This is a genomic window from Thiomonas sp. DCM-2, assembly GCF_056820905.1.
On the sequence record NZ_CM165962.1, the window covers coordinates 1,731,645 to 1,753,596 of the forward strand.

At 63.5% G+C, this 21,952-nt stretch carries 26 protein-coding genes and 1 pseudogene; 11 read left to right on the top strand and 16 right to left on the bottom strand.

Annotated elements, in window-relative coordinates:
• Positions 1–43 precede the first annotated feature (43 nt).
• Entirely contained in the window at positions 44–1,414 is a 1,371-nt protein-coding gene (locus AC1ZQA_RS08355) for a D-amino acid dehydrogenase (protein ID WP_482676521.1), read from the top strand.
• A 13-nt stretch (positions 1,415–1,427) separates the two neighbouring features.
• On the opposite strand, the gene ftsH is transcribed toward AC1ZQA_RS08355, so the two are convergent.
• The 9 genes from ftsH to AC1ZQA_RS08400 form a co-directional block, all read right to left on the bottom strand.
• Positions 1,428–3,320 (bottom strand): ATP-dependent zinc metalloprotease FtsH, encoded by a 1,893-nt coding sequence (gene ftsH, locus AC1ZQA_RS08360; protein WP_482676522.1) that lies wholly within the window; start codon positions 3,318–3,320, stop codon positions 1,428–1,430.
• Between the two features lie 76 nt (positions 3,321–3,396).
• Entirely contained in the window at positions 3,397–3,759 is a 363-nt protein-coding gene (locus AC1ZQA_RS08365) for a c-type cytochrome (protein ID WP_482676523.1), read from the bottom strand.
• Between the two features lie 11 nt (positions 3,760–3,770).
• Positions 3,771–4,118 (bottom strand): c-type cytochrome, encoded by a 348-nt coding sequence (locus AC1ZQA_RS08370; RefSeq protein ID WP_482676524.1) that lies wholly within the window; start codon positions 4,116–4,118, stop codon positions 3,771–3,773.
• A 74-nt stretch (positions 4,119–4,192) separates the two neighbouring features.
• Positions 4,193–4,939, bottom strand: coding sequence for a cytochrome c oxidase assembly protein (locus tag AC1ZQA_RS08375; protein ID WP_482676525.1), 747 nt, complete (start codon positions 4,937–4,939; stop codon positions 4,193–4,195).
• On the bottom strand, positions 4,939–5,604 hold the full coding sequence (locus AC1ZQA_RS08380) for an SCO family protein (protein WP_482676526.1): 666 nt from the start codon (positions 5,602–5,604) through the stop codon (positions 4,939–4,941). Before AC1ZQA_RS08380 ends, AC1ZQA_RS08375 begins: the two co-directional genes overlap by 1 nt.
• A 4-nt stretch (positions 5,605–5,608) precedes the next feature.
• A complete protein-coding gene (locus tag AC1ZQA_RS08385; RefSeq protein WP_482676527.1) occupies positions 5,609–7,312 on the bottom strand; it encodes a cbb3-type cytochrome c oxidase subunit I in 1,704 nt (567 codons plus the stop codon).
• On the bottom strand, positions 7,309–7,845 hold the full coding sequence (locus tag AC1ZQA_RS08390) for a cytochrome c oxidase subunit II (RefSeq protein WP_482676528.1): 537 nt from the start codon (positions 7,843–7,845) through the stop codon (positions 7,309–7,311). The genes AC1ZQA_RS08385 and AC1ZQA_RS08390 overlap by 4 nt, the downstream gene beginning before the upstream one ends.
• 8 nt (positions 7,846–7,853) lie before the next feature.
• Positions 7,854–8,048 (bottom strand): hypothetical protein, encoded by a 195-nt coding sequence (locus AC1ZQA_RS08395; RefSeq protein ID WP_482676529.1) that lies wholly within the window; start codon positions 8,046–8,048, stop codon positions 7,854–7,856.
• Positions 8,049–8,209: 161 nt separating this feature from the next.
• Complete coding sequence (locus AC1ZQA_RS08400) at positions 8,210–8,698, bottom strand: group III truncated hemoglobin (RefSeq protein ID WP_482676530.1); 489 nt, start codon at positions 8,696–8,698, stop codon at positions 8,210–8,212.
• Positions 8,699–8,765: 67 nt separating this feature from the next.
• On the opposite strand from AC1ZQA_RS08400, the gene AC1ZQA_RS08405 reads away from it, so the two are divergent.
• From AC1ZQA_RS08405 to AC1ZQA_RS08415, 3 genes are all read left to right on the top strand, one after another.
• On the top strand, positions 8,766–9,230 hold the full coding sequence (locus AC1ZQA_RS08405; protein WP_482676531.1) for an RrF2 family transcriptional regulator: 465 nt from the start codon (positions 8,766–8,768) through the stop codon (positions 9,228–9,230).
• A 6-nt stretch (positions 9,231–9,236) separates the two neighbouring features.
• A complete protein-coding gene (locus tag AC1ZQA_RS08410) occupies positions 9,237–9,689 on the top strand; it encodes a DUF2214 family protein (RefSeq protein WP_482676532.1) in 453 nt (150 codons plus the stop codon).
• Between the two features lie 137 nt (positions 9,690–9,826).
• Positions 9,827–10,801: a hypothetical protein gene (locus AC1ZQA_RS08415; RefSeq protein WP_482676533.1), complete on the top strand. Its 975-nt coding sequence runs from the start codon at positions 9,827–9,829 to the stop codon at positions 10,799–10,801.
• A gap of 12 nt (positions 10,802–10,813) precedes the next feature.
• Here AC1ZQA_RS08415 and def read toward each other — a convergent pair whose 3' ends face one another.
• From def to murB, 3 genes are read right to left on the bottom strand one after another with little or no spacing between them, the layout of a single operon-like run.
• Complete coding sequence (gene def, locus AC1ZQA_RS08420; protein WP_482676534.1) at positions 10,814–11,347, bottom strand: peptide deformylase; 534 nt, start codon at positions 11,345–11,347, stop codon at positions 10,814–10,816.
• Between the two features lie 39 nt (positions 11,348–11,386).
• Positions 11,387–11,725, bottom strand: a complete 339-nt coding sequence (locus AC1ZQA_RS08425) for a DUF4282 domain-containing protein (protein WP_482676535.1) — start codon at positions 11,723–11,725, stop codon at positions 11,387–11,389.
• On the bottom strand, positions 11,725–12,747 hold the full coding sequence (gene murB, locus AC1ZQA_RS08430) for a UDP-N-acetylmuramate dehydrogenase (RefSeq protein WP_482676536.1): 1,023 nt from the start codon (positions 12,745–12,747) through the stop codon (positions 11,725–11,727). The genes AC1ZQA_RS08425 and murB overlap by 1 nt, the downstream gene beginning before the upstream one ends.
• Before the next feature lie 48 nt (positions 12,748–12,795).
• On the opposite strand from murB, the gene AC1ZQA_RS08435 reads away from it, so the two are divergent.
• A complete protein-coding gene (locus AC1ZQA_RS08435; RefSeq protein ID WP_482676537.1) occupies positions 12,796–13,281 on the top strand; it encodes a YajQ family cyclic di-GMP-binding protein in 486 nt (161 codons plus the stop codon).
• An 80-nt stretch (positions 13,282–13,361) separates the two neighbouring features.
• On the top strand, positions 13,362–14,708 hold the full coding sequence (locus AC1ZQA_RS08440; RefSeq protein ID WP_482676538.1) for an IS1182 family transposase: 1,347 nt from the start codon (positions 13,362–13,364) through the stop codon (positions 14,706–14,708).
• A 201-nt stretch (positions 14,709–14,909) separates the two neighbouring features.
• On the opposite strand, the gene plsY is transcribed toward AC1ZQA_RS08440, so the two are convergent.
• A complete protein-coding gene (gene plsY / locus AC1ZQA_RS08445) occupies positions 14,910–15,542 on the bottom strand; it encodes a glycerol-3-phosphate 1-O-acyltransferase PlsY (RefSeq protein ID WP_482676539.1) in 633 nt (210 codons plus the stop codon).
• Positions 15,543–15,692: 150 nt separating this feature from the next.
• Positions 15,693–16,172, bottom strand: a pseudogene (locus AC1ZQA_RS08450) (aminoacyl-tRNA deacylase); the annotation flags it as partial.
• Positions 16,173–16,208: 36 nt separating this feature from the next.
• Between AC1ZQA_RS08450 and AC1ZQA_RS08455 the strand changes: the two are divergent.
• The 4 genes from AC1ZQA_RS08455 to AC1ZQA_RS08470 all read left to right on the top strand — a co-directional run bounded on the left by AC1ZQA_RS08455 (position 16,209) and on the right by AC1ZQA_RS08470 (position 19,720).
• Positions 16,209–17,060 (top strand): 3',5'-nucleoside bisphosphate phosphatase, encoded by an 852-nt coding sequence (locus AC1ZQA_RS08455; RefSeq protein ID WP_482676540.1) that lies wholly within the window; start codon positions 16,209–16,211, stop codon positions 17,058–17,060.
• 11 nt (positions 17,061–17,071) lie between these two features.
• Complete coding sequence (locus AC1ZQA_RS08460; RefSeq protein ID WP_482676541.1) at positions 17,072–17,707, top strand: L-threonylcarbamoyladenylate synthase; 636 nt, start codon at positions 17,072–17,074, stop codon at positions 17,705–17,707.
• A gap of 85 nt (positions 17,708–17,792) precedes the next feature.
• The gene (locus tag AC1ZQA_RS08465) at positions 17,793–18,452 is read left to right on the top strand and encodes a site-2 protease family protein (RefSeq protein ID WP_482676542.1); all 660 of its coding nucleotides are present in this window, start codon (positions 17,793–17,795) and stop codon (positions 18,450–18,452) included.
• Positions 18,453–18,550: 98 nt separating this feature from the next.
• Positions 18,551–19,720, top strand: a complete 1,170-nt coding sequence (locus AC1ZQA_RS08470) for a tryptophan--tRNA ligase (protein ID WP_482679300.1) — start codon at positions 18,551–18,553, stop codon at positions 19,718–19,720.
• Here AC1ZQA_RS08470 and AC1ZQA_RS08475 read toward each other — a convergent pair.
• Both AC1ZQA_RS08475 and AC1ZQA_RS08480 read right to left on the bottom strand, forming a co-directional pair.
• On the bottom strand, positions 19,717–20,265 hold the full coding sequence (locus AC1ZQA_RS08475) for a DedA family protein (protein ID WP_482676543.1): 549 nt from the start codon (positions 20,263–20,265) through the stop codon (positions 19,717–19,719). The genes AC1ZQA_RS08470 and AC1ZQA_RS08475 overlap by 4 nt on opposite strands.
• A 107-nt stretch (positions 20,266–20,372) precedes the next feature.
• Positions 20,373–20,576: a cold-shock protein gene (locus AC1ZQA_RS08480; protein WP_482676544.1), complete on the bottom strand. Its 204-nt coding sequence runs from the start codon at positions 20,574–20,576 to the stop codon at positions 20,373–20,375.
• Positions 20,577–20,946: 370 nt separating this feature from the next.
• Here AC1ZQA_RS08480 and AC1ZQA_RS08485 point away from each other — a divergent pair, with 370 nt between their 5' ends.
• Positions 20,947–21,918, top strand: coding sequence for a bifunctional riboflavin kinase/FAD synthetase (locus tag AC1ZQA_RS08485; RefSeq protein ID WP_482679301.1), 972 nt, complete (start codon positions 20,947–20,949; stop codon positions 21,916–21,918).
• Positions 21,919–21,952 lie beyond the last annotated feature (34 nt).

Consider the following 21,952-nt stretch of genomic DNA (forward strand, 5'->3'; position numbering starts at 1 on the left):
TGGCGCACCAAAAGTGGAAGTCTGCACAGTGATTTTCACTGCGATGCACGATCAAAACAAGGAAAATTTTTGCAATCGAGCGACTAAATTTCGCACATCAAAAATTTTCTGGGTGCTTGCAATGAAAGTCATTGTTCTCGGCTCCGGTGTGATTGGAACGACCACGGCCTATTACCTCGCCAAGGCGGGCGCGGAGGTCACCGTCATCGACCGGCAGGACGCCTGTGCCAAGGAGACCAGCTTCGCCAATGCCGGGCAGGTATCACCCGGATATTCCACGCCGTGGGCCGCGCCCGGCATTCCGCTCAAGGCGCTCAAGTGGATGTTCCAGCGTCACGCGCCACTCGCAATCCGGCCGGACGGCAGCCTGTGGCAACTGCGCTGGATGGCGCAGATGCTGCGCAATTGCACCGCCGAGCGCTACACGATCAACAAGGAGCGCATGATGCGCCTGGCCGAATACAGCCGCGCCAGTCTGCAGGCGCTGCGCACCGAGACCGGCATTGCCTACGAGCAGCGCACCGGCGGCACGCTGCAGGTGTTTCGCAGCCAGGCGCAGCTCGACGCGGTGCAGCGCGACCTGTCGGTGCTGGAGGAATGCGGCGTGCCGTATCAGCTTCTCGACCGCGACCAGCTTGCCACGGTCGAGCCCGGTCTGGCGCATGCCCGCGACCGGCTGGTCGGCGGCCTGCGGCTGCCGAACGACGAAACTGGCGATTGCCAGCTGTTCACCACCCGCCTTGGCGAGATGGCGCACGCGCTCGGCGTGGACTTTCGCTTCTGGCAGACGGTCACTGGCCTCATCAGCGACGGACTGCGCATCACCGGGGTCCGCATGGGCGAGCAAACCCTGACCGCCGACCGCTATGTGCTCGCACTGGGCAGCTATTCGCGCGCGTTTCTCACCCCGCTTGGCCTTGATCTGCCGGTGTATCCGGTCAAGGGCTATTCGCTGACCGTGCCGCTGACAGACGAGACGCTCGCGCCGCGCTCGACCGTGCTGGACGAGACCTACAAGATCGCCCTCACCCGCTTCGACCGCCGCATCCGCGTGGGCGGCATGGCTGAGCTGGGCGGGTTCGATCTGCGCCTGAACCCGCGTCGGCGCGAAACCCTGGAAATGGTCACCCGCGATCTGTTCCCGGGCGGCGATCTGCCGGCAGCCACGTTCTGGACCGGTCTGCGCCCGATGACCCCGGACAGCACTCCCATCGTCGGCGCCACGCGCTGGCGCAACCTGTTCCTCAACACCGGCCACGGCACCCTGGGCTGGACCATGGCCTGCGGCTCGGGCCGGGTGGTCAGCGACCTGGTGCTCGGGCGCAAGCCCGAGATCAGCATCGCCGGCCTGGGCATCGACCGTTACGACCGCCAGTCACTGCCGGCGCGCATGCTGCACTCCAAGCCGGCCTGAACACGGCGACCGCTCAGGCAGCGGCCGTCTCTGCGGTCGGCGCGGCCTGCAGCAGCGCCTTGAGCTCCGCCTCGGTCAAGGTCTCCTTGGCGAGCAGCTGCCGCGCGCCCTCCTCGAGCACCGCGCGCCTGGCCTGCAGGATGGCGGTGGCGCGGTCGAACGCGGCGTTGACCAGTTCGCGCACCGCGCAGTCGATCTCGCGCGCGGTCTGTTCGCTGTATTCATGCTGCGGCGGCAGGCTCGGCGTGCCGAGAACGGACTGCGGCGTCTCCTCCAGACTGACCCCGCCGAGCTTTTCCGCCATGCCGTAGCGCGTGACCATGCTGCGCGCAATGTCGGTGACCTTGGCCAGATCGTCCGCCGCGCCAGTGGACCAGTGCCCATACACCAGATGCTCTGCGGCGCGGCCGCCCATGAGCACCGCCATCTTGTTTTGCAGTTCCTCGCGGGTCATCAGGTAGCGATCTTCGGTGGGCCGCTGGATGGTGTAGCCCAGCGCGCCGATGCCACGCGGAATGATCGACACCTTGTGCACTGCATCGGTGCCCGGCAGGCTCATCGCCACCAGCGCATGCCCCATTTCGTGGTGCGCGACGATGTCGCGCTCCTTGGGGTTGAGCAGGCGGTTCTTCTTCTCCAGCCCGGCGACGATGCGCTCGACCGCGCGGGTGAAATGCGCAAGGGTGACGGTCTGCGCGTTTTCGCGCGTGGCCAGCAGCGCCGCCTCGTTGACCAGATTGGCCAGGTCGGCGCCCGAGAACCCGGGCGTGAGCGCGGCGATCTGCTCCAGATCGAGCCCGGGGTCGAGCCGAATCTTGCGCACGTGCACCCTGAGGATCTGCACCCGACCGATCTTGTCCGGCCGCTCCACCAGCACCTGCCGGTCGAACCGCCCGGCGCGCAGCAGCGCAGGGTCGAGGATTTCCGGTCGGTTGGTCGCGGCGAGGATCACCAGCGACGCGCTGGAGTCGAAACCGTCGAGTTCGACCAGCAGCTGGTTGAGGGTCTGCTCCTTTTCGTCATGCCCGCCGCCAAACGGCGCTGCGGCGCGGGCGCGACCGAGTGCATCGAGCTCGTCGATGAAAATGATCGCCGGGGCTTTTTCGCGCGCCTGCTCGAACAGATCGCGCACTCGCGCCGCGCCCACGCCGACGAACATCTCGACGAATTCCGACCCGCTGATGGAAAAAAACGGCACACCCGCCTCGCCCGCGACCGCGCGCGCCAGCAGCGTCTTGCCCACCCCCGGCGGGCCGACCAGCAGCACCCCCTTGGGCGCACGTGCGCCAAGTCGGCCGTGCTCGGCGGGGTGCTTGAGAAAGTCGACCACCTCCTCGAGCTCGGCCTTGGCCTCGTCCACCCCGGCGACATCGGCAAAGGTCACGCCGGTACGGTTTTCCATGTAGACCTTGGCGCGGCTTTTGCCGATGGACATGAATCCGCCCATGCCCAGCCCGCCGGCCTTGTCGGCAAACCGGCGCACCAGGAAAAACCACACCCCGACGAACACCAGCGCAGGCAGCACCCAGGACAGGATGTCGGACAGCCAGGTGTTGGCGTACTGCTGTGAATAGGTCACGCCGTAGCGCTGCAACTCGGCAGCGAGTTGCGGCTCGACCCGCACCGCCACGACGATGCTCTTGCCGTTGGCGTCAGGCGATTTCAGCGTGCCGGTGATGGTCTGGTCGCCGATCACCACATCCTTGATCCGCCCATCTTTCAGATAGGACTGGAACTCGCTGTATGGCACGGTCTGCACATTGCTGTACGACGACCACAGGCTCTGCACCAGGAACATCAGGGCGATGGCCAGCAGCCAGTACCCCAGATGCACCTGCGCCTTGGGATTGATGACCGGACGGTTTTTCCCCGCAGGCGGCGGGGACGGGTTTTGATCCTCAGCCATGACATCCTCGCAACTTCACGCAGACCCGCGAAGGATAGCGGCTCTGGGTGACGAGGAGTCTGCCGCAGCGCGCGGATCAGTGCATTTCGTCGCGGATGTACAGATCGCCCTTGAGGCTGGCGATGTAGGCCGCGATGTCCTCCAGATCCTGCTTGTTGTACTGGGCCACCATGCCGCTCATGATGGCGTTGTTGCGGCCGTACAGCGGGGTCTGGTGCTTGGCCTGGTACTGCTGCAGGGCGTGGAACAGATAGCTCTGATACTGGCCGGCCAGCTTGGGATAGTTGGGGGCGATGGGCTTGTCCAGACCCGCGCCGTGGCAGGCGATGCAGCCGCCCTTGTTCACCAGCTCTTCACCCTTCTTGCTGTCTGCGGCATGCGCCGCAGTGGTCAGCGCCAGCAGCGCGGTGGCGCCGAGAACTGCAATCCGTCGTTTCATCGGTGTGTTCCTCATTGGATGTTCTGGTCTTTGGCGACGGCGTAATACGCCGACAGATCGGCGATCTGCTTGGCCGTGAGCATGTCGGCCACAGCCTTCATCGTGGAATTGCGGCGCGCGCCGCTGCGGTAGTCCTGCAGGCTCTGGGTGATGTAGGCAGCGGTCTGGCCGTTGAGCTTGGGCGCGCGGTATTCCGCAGGAAAGTCCGTCTTGAATCCGCCGTGGGCGGCGTTATGGCAGCCTTCGCACAGGGTGCTGTCGTACTTGCCGGCAGCGGCATTGCCGGTTGCGGTCTGCGCCTGCGCGGCAGCGCTCATCAGCAGCGACAGCGCGATCATGCCGAGAAATCGATGGTTCATGGGTCATCCTTGGGAGTGTGGTCAAAGTGTGAATGGGGCCACGCCCGCCGGGCGATGCGGGGCGGCCGACTGGTTCAGGGGCTGGGCGCGGCAGACGTGGAACCCTCGGGCATGATCAGCAGCCAGGCCGCGCGCAACTGCAGGGGCAGGCCTGCCGCGAACATCACCAGACCGGCGTAGTGCTGATCGTCGAGTGGGCTGAGGTTCCACAGGCACAGCACGTCCAGATAGGGGGTGTAGAGCACCTGCGCGCTCCACACCCACACGGCGGCGATGATCATCATCGGCAGGCTGCCCAGCCAGCCATACACGCCTGCGATCCAGCGCGCCGGCAGGCTGGTGCTGCCCACCAGCAGTTGCGCCCAGAACATCAGCCCCGAGATCAACAGCAGCAGGCCGATCGGCCCGGAGAACAGCGCATTGGCCAGCGCGGTGTTGAACACGCCGGGCAGGTTGATGCCCAGGGTCACGATCACGAACACCGCGGCTGCGACCCAGGCATCGAGCAGCCAGAGACTCCACCAGGCATGCGCCGGCGCATGCCAGCGCGCCCGCACCGCCGGTGGAATGCCCAGCAGCAGCAACGGTGAAACGATCTGGCCCATGCTCATCAACGCGATGGTGTAGCTGGTCATCGACGCCAACGGGTTGTGCAAGCCCCAGGCCGACACCAGCGTGAGCAGGCAGCCGAGGCCGAACACAGCCGCTCGCCACTTGGGCCAGCGTCCGCGCCATGCGGCCAGTCCATAGGCCAGCAGAAGCGCCGCGATCAGCGCGGCCCACCCGCCCCAGGCCGCCAGCGGCCAGCTGTGTTGCGTCATCAGGGCTCCAGGATATGGCGCAGGTCGTCGGCCAGCCAGGCTGGGTTGGTGAGCTGACCGTAGCCATAGCGCAGCAGCAGCCGTCCGTCCGGGCTGACCAGCGTGACCGCCGCGGTATGGTCGATCCAGTACGCACCGGCTCCGGTGTCGACCCGGCGCCAGCTGATGTCCCACTGCCGCGCAGAGGCGGCAACCGCCGCGGGTGCACCGCGCAGGCCGATCGCATCGGGCAGAAAGTCATCGAGGTAGGCGCGCAGCACCGGCAGGCTGTCACGCTGCGGGTCGAGGGTGACGAACACCACCCGCACGCGCTGCCGCAGCGCCCCGAGGCGCTGCAGGCTCTGTGCCAGGGCTGCGAGGGTGAGCGGGCAGACATCCGGGCAGTGGGTATAGCCGAAGAACACCAGTACCACATGGCCGCGCTGCTGTCGCCAGCTGAACACCCGACCCTGCGTGTCTGTGAAGCCGGTGAATGCCGGTGCCGGCAAGGGCTGGAGAACAGATCCGTGCAGCGCCGCGCCGTGCGGCTGCAGTCGCGACCAGGCATAGAGCGCAGCCAGCAGCGCGAGCGACACGATGGCCGCGCGCAGCGCAGAGGCTTTCCAGCCGCCGCGCCTTGGCTGCCGGACGGCTCCGGCCTCGTTTGCAGACGCTGCATCGCGCATCCCATCACCAGAGCACAAAGCCCGGGGCGTGAATCGGATGGGTAAGCATTGGCCAGAACACCGGGATATACACCGCCAGCGTGATGACGAAGGTGATCAGCGTCCACAGCCCCAGTGGTTCGGCAATGCGTGCCATCACAGACCCCTCGGAACTGGTGATGTACTGCGTGAACGGAATCTCGACCATCGCCTTGGCGTCCTTCTGGCCAAACAGCGTGCCGAAGAACACGATGTAATAGAGCACCGCGCCCACCGCAGCAATCACGCCGCCAATGCCCACGATGATCAGCGCCGGATGCACAGCGCCGTAGAGCTGCAAATACTGGTCATGCGGCAGGGCCGATACCCAGGCACGACGGGGCGCGCCGTCCATGCCGGCCCAGTGCCCGGCAAAGCCCCAGGTCATCAGACCGAGGAACCACAGCCACACGCTCCACAGCGCCAGTTTCGGTCTGTACAGCCTGCGACCGGTGAGGTGCGGCAGCAGCCAGAAGCTCACCCCCATGAACACCAGCGTGGTCATGGTGCCCACGGTCAGGTGAAAGTGCGCGGGAATCCACAGGGTGTTGTGCACCACATTGTCGAGCTGCCAGCTGGCGTTGACGATGCCGCCTGCGCCACCGAAGATGAAGCTCACCAGCGCCAGCACCTGCGCCGCCACCGAGGCATCCTTCCACGGCAGTGCTGTCCACCACCCCATCAAGCCCTTGCCACCGCGGCGGCGCCCGCCATATTCCAGGCTGAGCGCGATGGTGAAGGCCGTAATCAGACTGGGGATCGCCACCGAGAGGGTCAGCGCCGTGACGATGCCCTTCATCACCGGGGAGATGCCCGGGTCGGTGTACTGATGGTGCGTGCCCACCGGCAGCGAGAACACGAACAGCAGCAAAAAGGCCAGACGCGCCAGCGGATCGGAAATCAGCTTGCCACCGGCCTGACGCGGCAACAGGGCGTAGATCGACACATACCCCGGCATCAGCCAGTAGTAAACGATCGGGTGCCCGGTCCACCAGAACAGGGTGCGCGCCAGCAGCGGGTCGATGGTGTGCACGATGCCGAGCGACCACGGATCGAGCAGGAACACGGCTTCGGTGCCCGCGCCCAGCGCGGCAAGCAGCCACATCAGCAGCGTGGTCGCGCTCATATAGGTCACCAGCGGGGTCAGCTGCCCGGGATTGGCCTTTTTCCAGCGAGCACGCATCTCCAGCACGACGAACAGCGGCAGAATGCTCGCCACCACGACCAGCGTGATGCCGAGATAGAACCAGGCGCTGCCCTTGAGGGGGGCATACATGGTGTAGAGCACGCTTGACGAGTTGTCGAACATGCCGTATGCGGCCATCAGTGTGCCCAGCAGCATCAGCGCATAGGTGAACCAGGCCAGTCCCATGTTCGGCTTGAGCTTGAGCTCGCGCGCCGGCAGATACATCAGCCAGCCAGAGATGGTGAAAAAGGTGAACACATAGGCGTTGAGCACGCCGTGCATGGTCAAGCCCTGGTAGTAGGACTTGAGGAAAGGCTGCAGGTAGGGGTAGAGATTGATGCCGGCGTAATTGGTGCTCTGCAGCACGCCGATGGAAATGCCGACGGCCAGCGCCAGAAAGCCCGTGACCCAGAAGGCCAGAAGCATCTTTTTCTCACCGGCCAGTTCACCGGCAGTGGGCACCGCCAAAATGCGCGAGGCGTTGTTGCTGAGGGCTGCGCTCATGATTGTTTCGCTCCGGTGATGACGATCTTGCCGATCATGGCCTGGTGGCCGGCGCCACAGTACTCATTGCAGATGATGTAGAACGTGCCGGGCTTGTCGAAGGTGTAGCTCACATGCCCGACCACACCGGGAATCGCGGTGAGGTTGATGCTGGTGCCCTGCACCTCGAAACCATGGATCACATCGCCGCTGGTGACGTAGAACGTGACATGCGCGCCAGCGGGCAGGGTCAACGGCGTGGCGGTGCCCGGCGTCCAGCTCCAGGCACGGCCGATTTCATACACGTCATAGCTGTTGGGCCCGGTCTGTTTCACCCCCGAGCCCTGGAACGCGGCCGTCTGCGCCGGACTGTTGGGGTTGGAATAGAACTCGGTGGTCTTGGCCACCAGGCCGTAGTCGTGCACCACGAACCACACGGCCACGATGAACAGCACCGCGATCATCGCCAGGGCGATGAAGATCCAGATGCGCTCATGCCGCAGTGCAACATGATGGAATCGGTCCTCGAAAGCGTCAGGAATGGGAGTGGACATGGCGGATCTCAGGCATGGAGGGAGAAATAGGTCGCAACCATCGCCCACAAGCCAACGACGACCACGAACAGTGCAGCCACGATCACCCACGCCCCTATGGGCCGGGCGTAATGCATGTCGGGCAGGGGCATGTTGGATTGCGGATGCGTTCGACCATCAGGGTTGACGACCGGCATGGGCAGATAAGGCATCTCGTCAGGCATTGTTTTTTCTCCTCAGGGCAGTGCGACAAAATGTCGCGTGTGTGGTGAACAGAATAAGAACTGACTTATGTAGCAAGTTGTGATGGATCAACCTGGACAGACAGGCGATGTATCGTTTGTGTCCATCTGTAAAAATGTTCGGGTATACCCTGCACGCAGCATCATCGCGTGCACAGACGGCTGCTCAGCGTGGCCGCGATGCGCTGCGCAATGCTCATCAGATGCTGATGTGCCTGGGGCGAAACTTCCTCTTGCAGCGTCTGGTCGAACAGCGCGAGCCAGCGTTCAAAGTGCATGGGGCGCAGCGCCAGTGGGCGATGTGCCTGCAAGGCGTTGCGGTGATAGCGACCGGCGAGCAGAGCCACGGAGGCCCAGAAATCCACCATCCGGGCGTAGTGCGTCTCCCAGTCGGCGACATGCGCGCTGAACATCGGGCCAAGATCTGGATCAATTCGGGCGTGGGCATAGAAGCGCCGCACCACACGCTCCAGCGCGGCCTCGTCAAGCCCGCTGCGTTCGCGCAGTTGTCTGGCCAGTTCGCCGCGACGGTCGAGAGGCGCCACCGATGCACCCGCGTCATCCATCACCTTGCGAAACAGACTGCGCCCACCCTCTGGCTCTGGGTTTTGAATCGCAGTAGGATGCGTCATCGCAGCTCCTTATGTGGACTATTTAATTCCACTATAGGGACGTGCATCAACGCAGGCAAGTAACAGATTGAAACTCACCCAATTCACAGATTACGGACTTCGGGCCTTGATGGTGCTGGCATCCGATCCGAACAAATCATTTAACAGCAAGCAATTGTCCGAGATACTTGATGTGTCTCGCGAACATTTGATCAAGATCCTGCAACGACTGGCACTGGGGGGCTATGTGGTCAACCAGCGCGGCGTTGGCGGAGGAGTTCGCCTGAAAAAACAGGCAAATGAAATTCTTGTGGGCAACCTCGTTCGCTGGCTGGAAGACGGCCAGGGACTGGTGGAATGCCTGCGTCAGGACGGTGGGCACTGCAACCTGACTCCCCTGTGCCTGCTGCGTCCCCTGCTCAGCGATGCAGCAGAAGCGTTTTACGCACGGCTCAACACGTCGACTCTGGCGGATTGCCTGCACCCACCGCTACAACACTTCATCGCCATGCAGACAACAAAGACCGAGTTGATGCGACACAAACCAGGCTGACACGCCATGCTGACCGACGCCCTGCTGCTTTACCTCCACCTGTCGGCCATGCTCGGGCTGGTCGTCTTTCTCACCGCAAAAACCAGCCTGACTCGGGTGGATGCAGTGGACGTTGTCGTTCTAGCCCGTCTGCGACGCCTCGACGTCTGGGTCTGGGGCAGTTTCGCTGCCATGCTGGTCAGCGGGCTGGCGTTGATGTTCTGGGGCATCAAGGGTCCGCAATGGCTTTCGCACAACCCCCTGCTCTGGGCCAAGGTGGCGTTGCTGGCGCTGATGGCGGTCATGTCGTGGCCATCCACCCGCAGGCTCGCGCAGTGGAGCCTGCAAGGCAAGCGCAGCGCATGCTGGGCGCCGCCCGCCGCGGAAATCCGGCAGGAGCGGCGCTGGTTGATGGCGCAATCGCATGTGATGGTCATCATCCCTCTGCTGGCCACGCTGATGAGTCACGGTTACGGCTGAGGGACCGCTAGGGTCTGCCGCAGGACATGCGGCACAAAATGCCGGGCAATTCAATCTATGCGGCCATTTTGTCGCATGGGATGGGGTCGCGCTATATTGAGCGAGTCTCGACAAGTGCAGACTCGCAAGGAACTGATATGGCTTTCACCTCCAGCACCACTCGCCTGTTCCGGCTGCTCTGCGTTCTGGCCTGTGTCTTGTTCATCGCAGGATGTGGGGGTGGTTCTGGCTCGACTTCCAGCGGTGCGACTCCAGAAAGCAATGTCGACATCGGCACGACGCAACCGGCGACAAGCGCTCCCACCAGCGTCACCCCATCCGGCGTAACGCCAACGACCAGCCCGACCCCGACTCCGACGACCAGCCCGACCCCGACTCCGACGACCAGCCCGACCCCGACCCCGACCCCGACTCCGACGACCAGCCCGACCCCGACACCGGTCAGTGCCCTCACCATAGCTGCTCACACCATCAAGGTCGATGTGTCGGGCTACGGCACATCGCCGATGACCACACCGCCGGTCAATACCCCCGCATCGGGCTCGATCATTCTGGTTCAGGTGCTCACGCAGAACACCGGCACCTTTTCCAGCCTGACAGACAACATGGGCAACACCTACACGCGCATTGGTGGAGCCCAGACTTACGCGGGCGTCGGCGCGGGCAGTTATCTGTATGCCTGCGTCAACGCCAAAGGCGGCTCTGGCCAGACCTGGAGTCTGAACAAAGCACCGACGTACCAAGACAATGAAGCCACACTGTTCGTCGTCGTGGTGTCGGGGGCAAGCGCTCTTGGTCAGGTGACCTACAGCAACACCCAGGCGAACAACAGCGCAAGTCCGCTGGTAACCACCGGACCGAACAGCCTTGTCGTTTCGTTCTGGGGGCCTGCCGACTTCACCGGCTCACAGAGCGCACCGACGAACGATTACTACGCACCCTCAGGATGGACACGGCTGGATATCGGCAACAACTCGCTGAACTCCAACAGCGGTGCGGACGCCTGGCAGACCGTGCCGGCGGCCGGGACGACGGTGAACCCGATGTGGTCTGCGCAGACAGCCATCAACAATCCCACGAGTTCGATGTGGCTGGTCGAAGTCAAGCCTTGATGGACGAGGCGGTCAATCGTCCCCGATGTCCTGTCCCGGAAAGAGCTGCTCGGTGAAGCCGAAACGGGTGAAGTCGCGGATGCGCATGGGGTAGAGTTTTCCGATCAGGTGGTCGCATTCATGCTGCACCACTCGGGCGTGAAAACCCTCGGCCTCGCGGTCGATGGGCTGGCCGTCGGCGTCCACCCCGCGATAACGGATGCGACGGAACCGCGGCACCCAGCCCCGCAGGCCCGGCACCGACAGGCAACCCTCCCAGTCGTCCTCCTCGGCATCGTCGAGAATGGAAATCTCCGGATTGATCAGTACAGTCAGCGGCACTGCGGGCGCTTCGGGATATCGCCCGCTGTGGTTGAAACCGAAGATCACCAGGGCAAGGTCCACCCCGATCTGCGGAGCGGCCAACCCCACGCCGCCTGCGGCCTGCATGGTCTCGAACATGTCCGCAATCAGCACGCGCAGCGCCGGGTCGGTCGGGTTGCTCACGGGACGGGCAACGCGCAACAGCCGCGGATCGCCCATGCGCAGGATGGTGTGGATGGTCATGGGATCAGTGAATGAAAATGTCCGTGAAGCCCGCAGAAATCAGGGCATGCCTGCGCCGTGCGCCAGCCATTGCAGTGCATCACGCATCTGCAGGTAGGCGATGATGAATTCAAACATCATGCGCCACATGAGTTCCATGCACAAAAAACACAGGACGAACAACAGGATGCCTGTCAGACGCCAACGCGGCGAAACCACACGCCGCGCGGCATTCGCGGCGGTACCGCGCAGCCAGTTCCAGAGTGGAAAGCGCGCCAGCCAGAGCCAGACGCCCCAGGCCAGCAGCGGCATGCCGATTGCGCCCAGCGCGTAGACCACCCGCAGGACATCCAGGCTGACAAAGGTGCGGAAGGCGAAAAAATCGGCAACGGCCTGCATCACACGATCACCGGTTCCGGTTCGAGGCGCAGACCGAATTTCTGTTCCACACTAGCCTGCACCGCCTGCGCCAGGGCGAGAATCTCCGCCCCGGTCGCGCCGCCGCGATTGACCAGAACCAGCGGCTGTTGTTCGTGCACTCCGGCCCCGCCGCGTGACTGGCCCTTCCAGCCGCAGGCGGCAATCATCCAGGCGGCAGCCAGTTTGTAGGTGCCGTCCTCCAGCGGGTAGCTCACGATGTCAGGATATTCCTCAAGAATCTCGTTGCGTATGGTGCGGTTGACCACCGGGTTCTTGAAAAAGCTGCCGGCATTTCCCAACTGAGACGGATCGGGCAGCTTGCTGCGGCGGATGGCGCAGACCGCATCGAACACCGCGCGGGGAGTCGGTTCGGTGCAGTGCTGGCGCTGCAGCCAGCGTTCCACATCGGCATAGCCCGTGACGGGCACCCAGGGCTTGGGCAGACGCAGGCGGATGGCGGTGATAAGCGATTTGCCCGCCAGCTCGCGCTTGAACACGCTGTCGCGGTAACCGAGGCGGCAGTGCGCTGCAGGCAGTGTGGCGCTGCGTCCGGTGACAAAGTCGACCACATCCACCGACTCCAGCCGGTCCGAGAGTTCCAGCCCGTAAGCGCCAATGTTCTGCACTGGCGCGGCACCGGCGGTACCGGGGATGAGGGCCAGATTTTCCAGCCCGGCATAACCCTGATCCAGCGCCCATTCGACCACGCCATGCCAGGACTCCCCGGCCCCGACCTCGATCAGCGTGGAGCGGGCGTCGTCTTCGAGCACACGCAGGCCGGCTATATCCACCTTGACCACCACCGCCTCGACATCGCGTGTGAGCAGCAGATTGCTGCCGCCACCGAGAATGAATTTTGGCGCGCGTCCCAGTTCGGGATGATCGACAATCAGCCGCACATCGCGCGCGCTGCGCACACGCACGAAGCGATGCGCGGTGGCGTCCACGCCAAAGGTGTTGAATGCACGCAGCGGCACATCGGTTTCAATCTGCAGGCTCATAAAATCCCGTCACGCAAATCCCTGCATTATCCCTTTCAGGTTGCCTTCATGCCGTCTTTCGATACCGTTCTCGAACCCGATCTCGTCGAGGTGCGCAACGCCTGCGACCAGGCCTCCAAGGAAATTGCCACGCGCTTTGATTTCAAGGGCAGTTCGGCGCAGGTGGAACTGGCCGACAAGACGCTCACGCTGACCGCCGACAGCGACTTCCAGCTCGCTCAGGTGCGCGACGTGCTGATGGCCAAGGCTGCGAAACGCAAGATCGACCCGCGATTCTTCGACCTGGGGAAAATCGAAAAAATCTCCGGGGACAAGGTCAAGCAGGTCATCACCGTCAAGGCCGGCATTCCGCAGGATCTGGCGAAAAAGATCACCGCAGCCATCAAGGGCTCCAAGCTCAAGCTGACCGCGGCCATTCAGGGCGATGTGGTGCGCATCACCGGCGCCAAGCGCGATGATCTGCAGGCGGCCATGGCCATCCTGCGCAAGGACATTGACGAAGCGCCGCTGTCGTTCAATAACTTCCGAGACTAGGAGACTGTCGGACTTTGGCGTCTTTTCCCGGACGCTGATTGCCGAGACAATAGAGGGGTAGCAACCCAACGTACCGCATGATGAGCCGCTTCGTCGCTGTTGACCGAGACACTGCTTACCTTCTGCCGCCGTCGGTGGACGAATGGTTGCCGCATGATCACTTGGCGCGTTTCGTGGTCGAGGTGATCGAGGGCCTGGATTTGAGCGAGCTGACGCGACAGTATGGGGGTCGGGGTTCGGCGGCGCATCATCCGGCGGTGTTGCTGGGGCTGCTGGTGTACGGGTACGCCACCGGGGTGCACTCCAGCCGCAAGATTGAGCGCGCGACCTACGACTCGGTGGCGTTTCGCTTTGTGGCGGCCAACACGCACCCGGACCACGACACGCTGGCAACGTTCCGGCGGCGCTTTCTCAAGGAAGTGGAGTCGCTGTTCGTGCAGGTTCTGGTTCTGGCGCGCGAGATGAAGCTGCTCAAGCTGGGCAGCATTGCGCTGGACGGCACCAAGGTCAAGGCCAACGCCAGCAAGCACAAGGCGCTGTCGTGGGGTCATGCCAACAAGATCGAGGCGCAGTTGCGCCAGGAGGTGCAGGCCCTGCTGGAACTGGCGGAGAAGACGGACGGCGCTGGCGTGCCCGACGGCATGGACGTGCCGGCGGAGATTGCGCGGCGCGAGGACCGGCTGGCTGCCATCGAGCAAGCCAAGGCCAAGATTGCGCAGCGCGCGGCCGAGCGGCATGCGCTCGAGCAACAGGAACATGAGGCGAAGATGGCGCGGCGCCAGGCTGCAGGCAAGCCGCGCGGCAAGGATCCCGAGCCGCCGCAGGCCGGCCCGAAGGACGGCGATCAGGTCAATCTGACCGACGAAGAGTCGCGCATCATGCCGACCCCGGGCGGGGGATTCGAGCAGAGTGACAACGCGCAGGCTGCCGTGGATACGGCCACGATGCTGGTGGTGGCCGCGCATGTCACGCAGGCGAGCAACGACAAACGTCAGATCGTGCCGACGCTGCAGGCGATGGCGAAGTTGCCGCCGTGCCTGGGCAAGGCGCAGTCCTTGGTGGCCGACACCGGCTACTTCAGCGCGGCCAACGTGCGGGCGTGCGAAGCGCAGGGCATCGAGCCCTTGCTGTCGATGCGACGCGAGACGCACCACCTGCCGCTGCGCGATCGCTTCGCCGAGCAGACGCAAGCGGTGCCGACCGACGATGCGGTGCAGGCGATGGCGCATCGGCTCTCGACCCGGGCCGGGCGTGCCCTGTACGGGCTTCGCAAGCAGACGGTGGAACCCGTCTTCGGCATCATCAAGCGTGCCATGGGCTGGCGCCAGATGAGCATGCGCGGGCTGGCCGCAGCGCAGGGCGAGTGGAATCTGGTGACCATGGCCTGGAACATCAAGCGCCTGCATGTGCTGCATGCGGCGGGGTGAACAGGCACAGGTTCATGCGTCGTCCATGCCCCCGTCAGCGCCTTCAGGAACTGCCCAGCAGCCCTGCGGGACCCGACAAGCGGTCGCCAGGTCAACGCCATGCCCGGAATCGCAAAAAATTGCGGCCGGCCTTCCTGATGACCCCCGATCGGACTCAAGTCCGACAGGCCCTAGACCACGCGCGGGCGCGCTTGATGCGCCCTATTTTTTTCCACCGATGCGGCTTTCTTCGCCACGCATCAGCTTGCCGATGTTGGCGCGGTGACGCCAGATCAGCATGGCGCTGATGAGCACCAGCGCAAGCAGCAAGGCCGGATCGGTAGCCCAGGCCAGTCCACCGCCGAACCAGTAATAGAACGGGGCAAACACCGCCGCCACCAGCGCGGCGAGTGAGGAATAGCGAAAGAACACCGCCACGATCAGCCAGGTGGCCAGCGTGGACAGGCCCAGCCAGGGCTGAATGGCGAGCAGCACGCCCGCAGCCGTGGCCACGCCCTTGCCGCCCTTGAAGTGGAAGAACACCGGGTAGAGATGCCCGAGAAACACGGCGACGGACACCAGCGCCACGCCCGGGCTACCCAGCCCGATGGCCGGCCCCATGACGAAGGCGAGCCACACGGCGAGCCACCCCTTGAATGCATCGAGCGCCAGGGTCAGGATGGCCGCCAGTTTGTTGCCACTGCGCAGCACATTGGTCGCACCAGGGTTGCCCGAGCCATAGCTGCGCGGATCGGCCATGCCCATCGCACGGCTCACCAGCACGGCAAAGGACAGCGAACCCAGCAGGTAAGCCAGGCTCGCGAAAATCAGCGCCACGAGGGTTGATGTATTCATGGTGCGTGATTCTATTGAGCGGCACCAGGGTCGGCTCGCCGACCCGCCTCCGGTGGGGGATCAAGGAAACTTGGGGCGGCCCTGCGTTTCCTCGCGTGGCGCGCGGCTGAAGTTGCCCGGCGTGTCGGTTGCGTCAGACTTGGGTGCCAGAGCGCAATGCACCGGTTGTGCCTGCAGCGCCGATGTCAGCACCTGCGGGGACAAGCCGAGCAGATAGCCTCTGCGCCCGCCGTTGATGTAGAGGCGATCGAGCGTCAGAACAGAGCGCTCGACATAGAGCGGCATGACCTTGCGCAAGCCGAACGGCGAGGTTCCGCCGACGAGATATCCGCTATGCCTCTGCGCCACCTCGGGTTTGCAGGGCGCCACATGCCGGGCGCCGATGTCGCGGGCGAGCTGCTTGGTCGACACTTCGCAATCACCGTGCATCAGCATCACCAGCGGCCGCGCCGCCTCGTCCTGCAGGATCAGCGTCTTGATCACCGCATGCAGCGGCAGGCCAAGCGCCTGCGCGCCCCAGGCGGCGCCGCCGTGATCGACGTAGTCGTACACATGCTCGGTGAAATCGACACCCTGCGCACGCAGCCACTGCGTGGCCGGGGTCTGGCTGACATGACGGGAAGGGCGCATTGTGTCGAGTGTATTTGCGCTCCCTACAATGTTCCCATGTCTCGTCCATCGCCTCTCAACGCCGATCTGCACTGCCATTCCATCGTGTCGGATGGCACGCTCGCCCCGGCGGAACTCGCCGAGCGCGCGCACGCGCAAGGCGTGGATCTCTGGGCTCTGACCGATCACGACGAGCTCAGCGGCCTGACTGAAGCCGGTCTTGCGGCCCACGCACTGGGCATGCGGTTCGTCCCTGGAGTCGAAATTTCCGTATCGTTCGCCTCGCAGACCGTGCACATCGTTGCCCTGGGGGTTGAACCCGACAACACCGAGTTGCTGCAGGGCCTGCAGCACATCCGCACGGGTCGCGACCAGCGCGCCAGGGACATGGCCCACGACCTGGAACGTCATCTGGGGCTGCCCGATGTCTATGCCGGCGCACTGCGCTATGCCGGCAATCCCGCCCTGCTCTCGCGCACCCACTTTGCACGCTATCTGGTGGAGCAAGGCGTCTGCCGCCAGACCCACGAGGTGTTCACGCGTTTTCTCACACCGGGCAAGCCAGGCTATGTCGATCACGCGTGGGCCCGGATGGAAGAGGCGCTCGGCTGGATCGCTGCGGCCAAAGGCGTCGCCGTCATCGCCCACCCTGGTCGCTACCGCTTCAGCGCCACCGAAGAATGGGCGCTGCTCGAACAGTTCAAGTCCCTGGGGGGACAGGCCATCGAAGTGGTCACCGGCAGCCACACCAATTCCCAGCACCGCAAGTACGCCAACCTCGCACTGGAGTTTGGTTTCTACGCCTCGCGCGGGTCCGACTTTCACAGCCCTGGAGAGAGTGTCTGCGACCTCGGACGCCTGCCCCCCCTGCCTGCGGACCTCGCGCCGGTGTGGGACCTGCTGCATTGACCCCGACCATCATGGCGCAATACTTTCAACTCCACCCAGACAATCCGCAGCCTCGGCTGATCAAGCAGGCCGCCACCGTGCTGCATGGCGGCGGCATTGCGGCCATTCCCACCGATTCGTCCTACGCCCTGGTCTGTCACCTCGACGACAAGGCGGCGGTGCAGCGCCTGCGGCAAATCCGCCAGGTCGATGAGCGTCATCACCTCACCCTGCTGTGCAGCGACCTGTCCGAACTCGGCAACTACGCCCGAGTGGACAATCGCCAATATCGAATGATCCGCGGCTGCACCCCCGGGCCCTACACCTTCATTCTTGAAGCCACCAAGGAAGTGCCGCGCCGCGTGTCACACCCCTCGCGCAAGACCATCGGTGTGCGGGTGCCAAGCAACGCCGTGACCCACACCCTGCTGATGGAAATGGCGCAGCCCTTGCTGGCCACCACGCTGATCCTCCCCGGCGACGAGCACGCGCTCAACGACGCTCAAGCCATCCGCGACCGTCTGGAACATCAGGTCGATCTGGTGCTCGACGCCGGCGCATGCCCGAGCGAACCCACCACCGTGGTCGATCTGTGCGGCACCGAGCCTGTCGTGGTGCGCATCGGGCGCGGCCCGGTCGATTTGCTTGGCATCCCGGCGCTGCAGTAAACCGGCAACCGCCAATACATTTCTGGAGCCGAGCGGGTCCATCCGCCCGCCGCGTCCAGCCTTCCGCCCTTTCTACAATCGTCGCATGGACCAACTCATACAGGCTGTCACCGTCTACGCCCTGCCGGTGCTCTTTGCCATCACCCTGCACGAGGCGGCCCACGGCTATGCGGCACGCTACTTCGGCGACAACACGGCCTACATGATGGGCCGCGTCTCGCTCAATCCAGCGCGGCACATCGACCCCATCGGCACCATTCTCGTGCCGCTCATCCTGTATTTCGCCACATCCGGCGCCTTTCTGTTCGGCTACGCCAAGCCGGTGCCGGTCAATTTCGGACGACTGCGCAACCCCAAGCGCGACATGATCTGGGTGGCGCTCGCCGGCCCCGCATCCAATTTCTTCCAGGCGTTTCTGTGGGGATTGCTGCTGGTCGGCCTGCATGCCTTTGCCGTCAACGAGGTGTATTTCTACGACGTCGCCCAGGCCGGCATTCTGGTCAACCTGGTGATGTTCGTGTTCAACCTGTTTCCCTTGCCGCCGCTGGACGGCGGGCGCATCCTGGTCGGCCTGCTGCCCGCGCGTCAGGCCATCGCCGTCTCGCGCGTCGAACCCTACGGATTTTTCATCGTGATGGCGCTGGTGCTCACCGGCATCGTCACGACCTTCTGGCTCAGTCCACTGATGGCTGCGTCCATGCAGCTGCTCAAGGTGCTGCTCAGCCCGTTTCAAATGCTGCTCTGAACCAGACCCCATCACGCTCTCGCACCTGCCAGCTCGCCATGAACCCGACTGAACCCACCCCTGACGCACAGCACACAGAAGATCGGGTGCTCTCCGGCATGCGTCCCACTGGCGCCCTGCATCTGGGCCATTACCACGGAGCACTGAAAAACTGGGCGCAACTGCAGAACACCTACGCCTGTTATTTTTTTGTCGCCGACTGGCATGCCCTGACCACGCACTACGAAACCCCAGAAACCATCTCGGCGCACACCACCGAAATGGTCATCGACTGGCTGGCCGCGGGCGTCGACCCCACCAAGGCCACGCTGTTCGTGCAGAGCCGCGTGATCGAGCATGCCGAGCTGTTTCTGCTGCTCGGCATGGGGACCCCGCTGTCCTGGCTGGAGCGCGTGCCGACGTACAAGGACCAGATCGCCAACCTCAAGGACAAGGATCTGACGACCTACGGCTTTCTCGGCTATCCGCTGCTGCAGGCTGCGGACATTCTCATCTACCTCGCACGCTACGTGCCGGTTGGTGCAGACCAGATACCGCATATTGAAATGAGCCGCGAAATCGCGCGCCGCTTCAATCACCTCTACGGCAAGGATCCGCAGATCGAGGCCCAGGCGCGCGCCGCCACAGCGAAATTGCCGGATGCCGTGCGCAGCCAACTTGTCGCCCTGCGCCGCGCCGCTGATCAGGACGGACTCGCCGAAGCGCGCGACCAGGCGCGCGAGTTGATTTCCGCCAGCAAACTCTCACGCGCCGAAAAGGACGTGTTGCGCGCCCAGCTTAGCGGAGGACGGCGGCAGATTCTGCGTGAACCCGAAGCGCTGCTCACTCCCGAATCCAAGCTTCCCGGGCTCGATGGGCGCAAGATGTCCAAGAGCTACGGCAACTCGATCGCCATTCGAGAAGACCGCGCCAGCGTGGAGCAGAAGGTCAAACGCATGCCCACCGATCCGGCGCGGGTGAAGCGCACCGATCCGGGCGACCCGCAGCGCTGCCCCGTCTGGCAGTTCCATCTGGCCTACACCGACGAAGCGACCCGCGACTGGGTGCAGCGCGGCTGTACCTCGGCCGGCATCGGCTGCCTGGAATGCAAACAGCCTGTCATCGACGCCATCGTGCGAGAGCAGCAGCCAATGCTGGAGCGCGCGCAGCCCTATCTCGACAACCCCGCTCTGGTTCGCGACATCCTGACGGACGGCTGCGACAAGGCCCGCGCCACGGCGCGCAGCACCATGCAGTCAGTCCGTGACGCCATGGGGTTGAAAATCTAACGCCGCCGCAAACGCCGCACCATCCAAACCCCGAACCCTGCGGCCACGACAACCGCGAGCACGATCTCTTCACCCATCTGCAGGCGGGCCGCCACCTGGGCGATGCTCGCGCCAAAAAACCAGCCCATGCCGGTGATCAGTGGCGCCCACAACGCCGCGCCGATGGCATTGAACAGGACAAAGCGCCACGGTGCGACGCCTGCCATCCCGATCAATACCGGCCCTGCGATGCGCATGCCATACAAAAATCGCACACTGACGATCGCCCAGGACGCATTGCGCTTCAGCATCGATTGCACGCGTGGCATGTGGGCCTGCAGGCGGGGAAATCGGGCGAGAATCTGCGGGCCGAAATAGTGCCCGAGAAAGAAAAAGAGTTGATCCCCCAGAGTCGCTGCAACGGCAGCGACCGCCACCACCAGAGGCCATTGCAACCAGCCACGTTGCGCGCCATAACCCGCAAACAGCAGAACCGTCTCTCCTTCGGCAAAGGCACCCAATGCAACAGCGGCGTATCCGTATTGCCTGATGAGGTCTTCGATCATGATGGGAAGCCGCAGCGCGCGGCAGATGGACAGACGTAAAAAAACCGGCCAGAGGCCGGTTGATTTTGCAGCGACTCAGCCAGGGGCCGAGAGCTGCGAGCGCGCCATTACAGCGGGCGGATGGCGGACGCCTGGGGACCCTTGGGGCCAGCCTTCACGGTGAATTCAACGCGCTGGTTTTCCTGCAGGGTGCGGAAACCTTTGGATTGAATTTCAGAAAAATGCGCGAACAGATCTTCGCCGCCTTCATCGGGTTTGATGAAGCCGAAGCCCTTGGACTCGTTAAACCATTTCACAGTACCGGTAGCCATGAATCAACCTTTAAGGAAAATATAGAAAAGTGCAAATCTTCAACAAGCCCGGGAAATCACAACTGTGAAACCGTCACAAGCCCGCCAATGCTTCGAAAGGACAGGCTCTTGTTTCGACTGCGCTTCAACTATACACGCAAAAAACCAGCGTGCGCGACAAATCAACGCACTCGGAAAACGCTGCGCGTTCTGACCAGCGAAGTGGTGTGCAATTCCAGAGACAATGAGCGGTCGCATCAGGCGTGCCCCCAGAGTTGGGCTGGATGCAACAGAACCAGACCGTGCACGTACACCGCGAGCACGCACAACAATTGATGCCGAAAAGTTCTATCAAACTGCATCAACATTCCATTTTATCTCATTGTTTTTTATGCGAGTTTTTCGGGGACTTCACCATGATGCGCTGGCATCGCAATCTGCACTGACCATCGGCAATTTCGATGGAATGCATCGCGGGCATCAAGCCCTGATGCGCCATCTTGTGCAGACGGCCAAGGAGCGCGGGCTTGTGCCGACCGTCCTCACGTTTGAACCCCATCCGCGTGATTTTTTTGCAACACTCAAGGGACAGGCGGACCAGGCGCCCGCACACATTTCCACGCTGCGAGACAAGTTGTGCGCCCTGCGCGACGTCGGCATCGAACAGGCTGTGGTGCTGCGCTTTGACCAGCATGTTGCCGCGCTTTCACCGACAGAGTTCGTGGACCGTGTTGTGCGCAAAGGCCTCAGGGCGCAATTCGTTCTGGTTGGAGACGACTTTCGTTTCGGCGCAGGACGAGCCGGCGACTTTGCGTTGTTCCGGGCCTTGATGCAGGCATCAGGTGGCGAAGCCCGGCAAATGCCATCCGTCACTGAGACCGCCCTGCGCATTTCCAGTTCGGCCGTACGGCAGGCACTTCAAGCCGGAGACATGGCCACGACGCAGACCTTGCTGGGACGGCCTTACGTGATTTCCGGCCATGTCCTGCACGGGGCCAAGCTCGGGCGGCAACTCGGCTTCCCCACGCTGAATCTGCGATTCGACCGCGCACGCCCTGCACTTTCCGGAGTCTTCGTTTCCCGCGTGTGCGGATTGGGGGACATGCCGCTTCCAGCGGTATCCAGCCTGGGCACCCGTCCTGCCGTGGAGGCCAACGGACGCATCTTGCTGGAGACTCACGTGTTCGATTGGAGTGGGGATGCCTACGGTAAACTTGTCCAGGTGGAACTCTTGCACAAACTGCGCGATGAAGCGCACTACCCCGACCTCGCTCAACTGACCGCAGCCATCGAGAACGACACTGTTCAGGCACGCGCCTGGTTCGGGCAACTTGCACGGCAAACAACCCGCGACCGAATTTGACGGCGCAATTTTCACTTGAGCCGTTTCGTGAGTC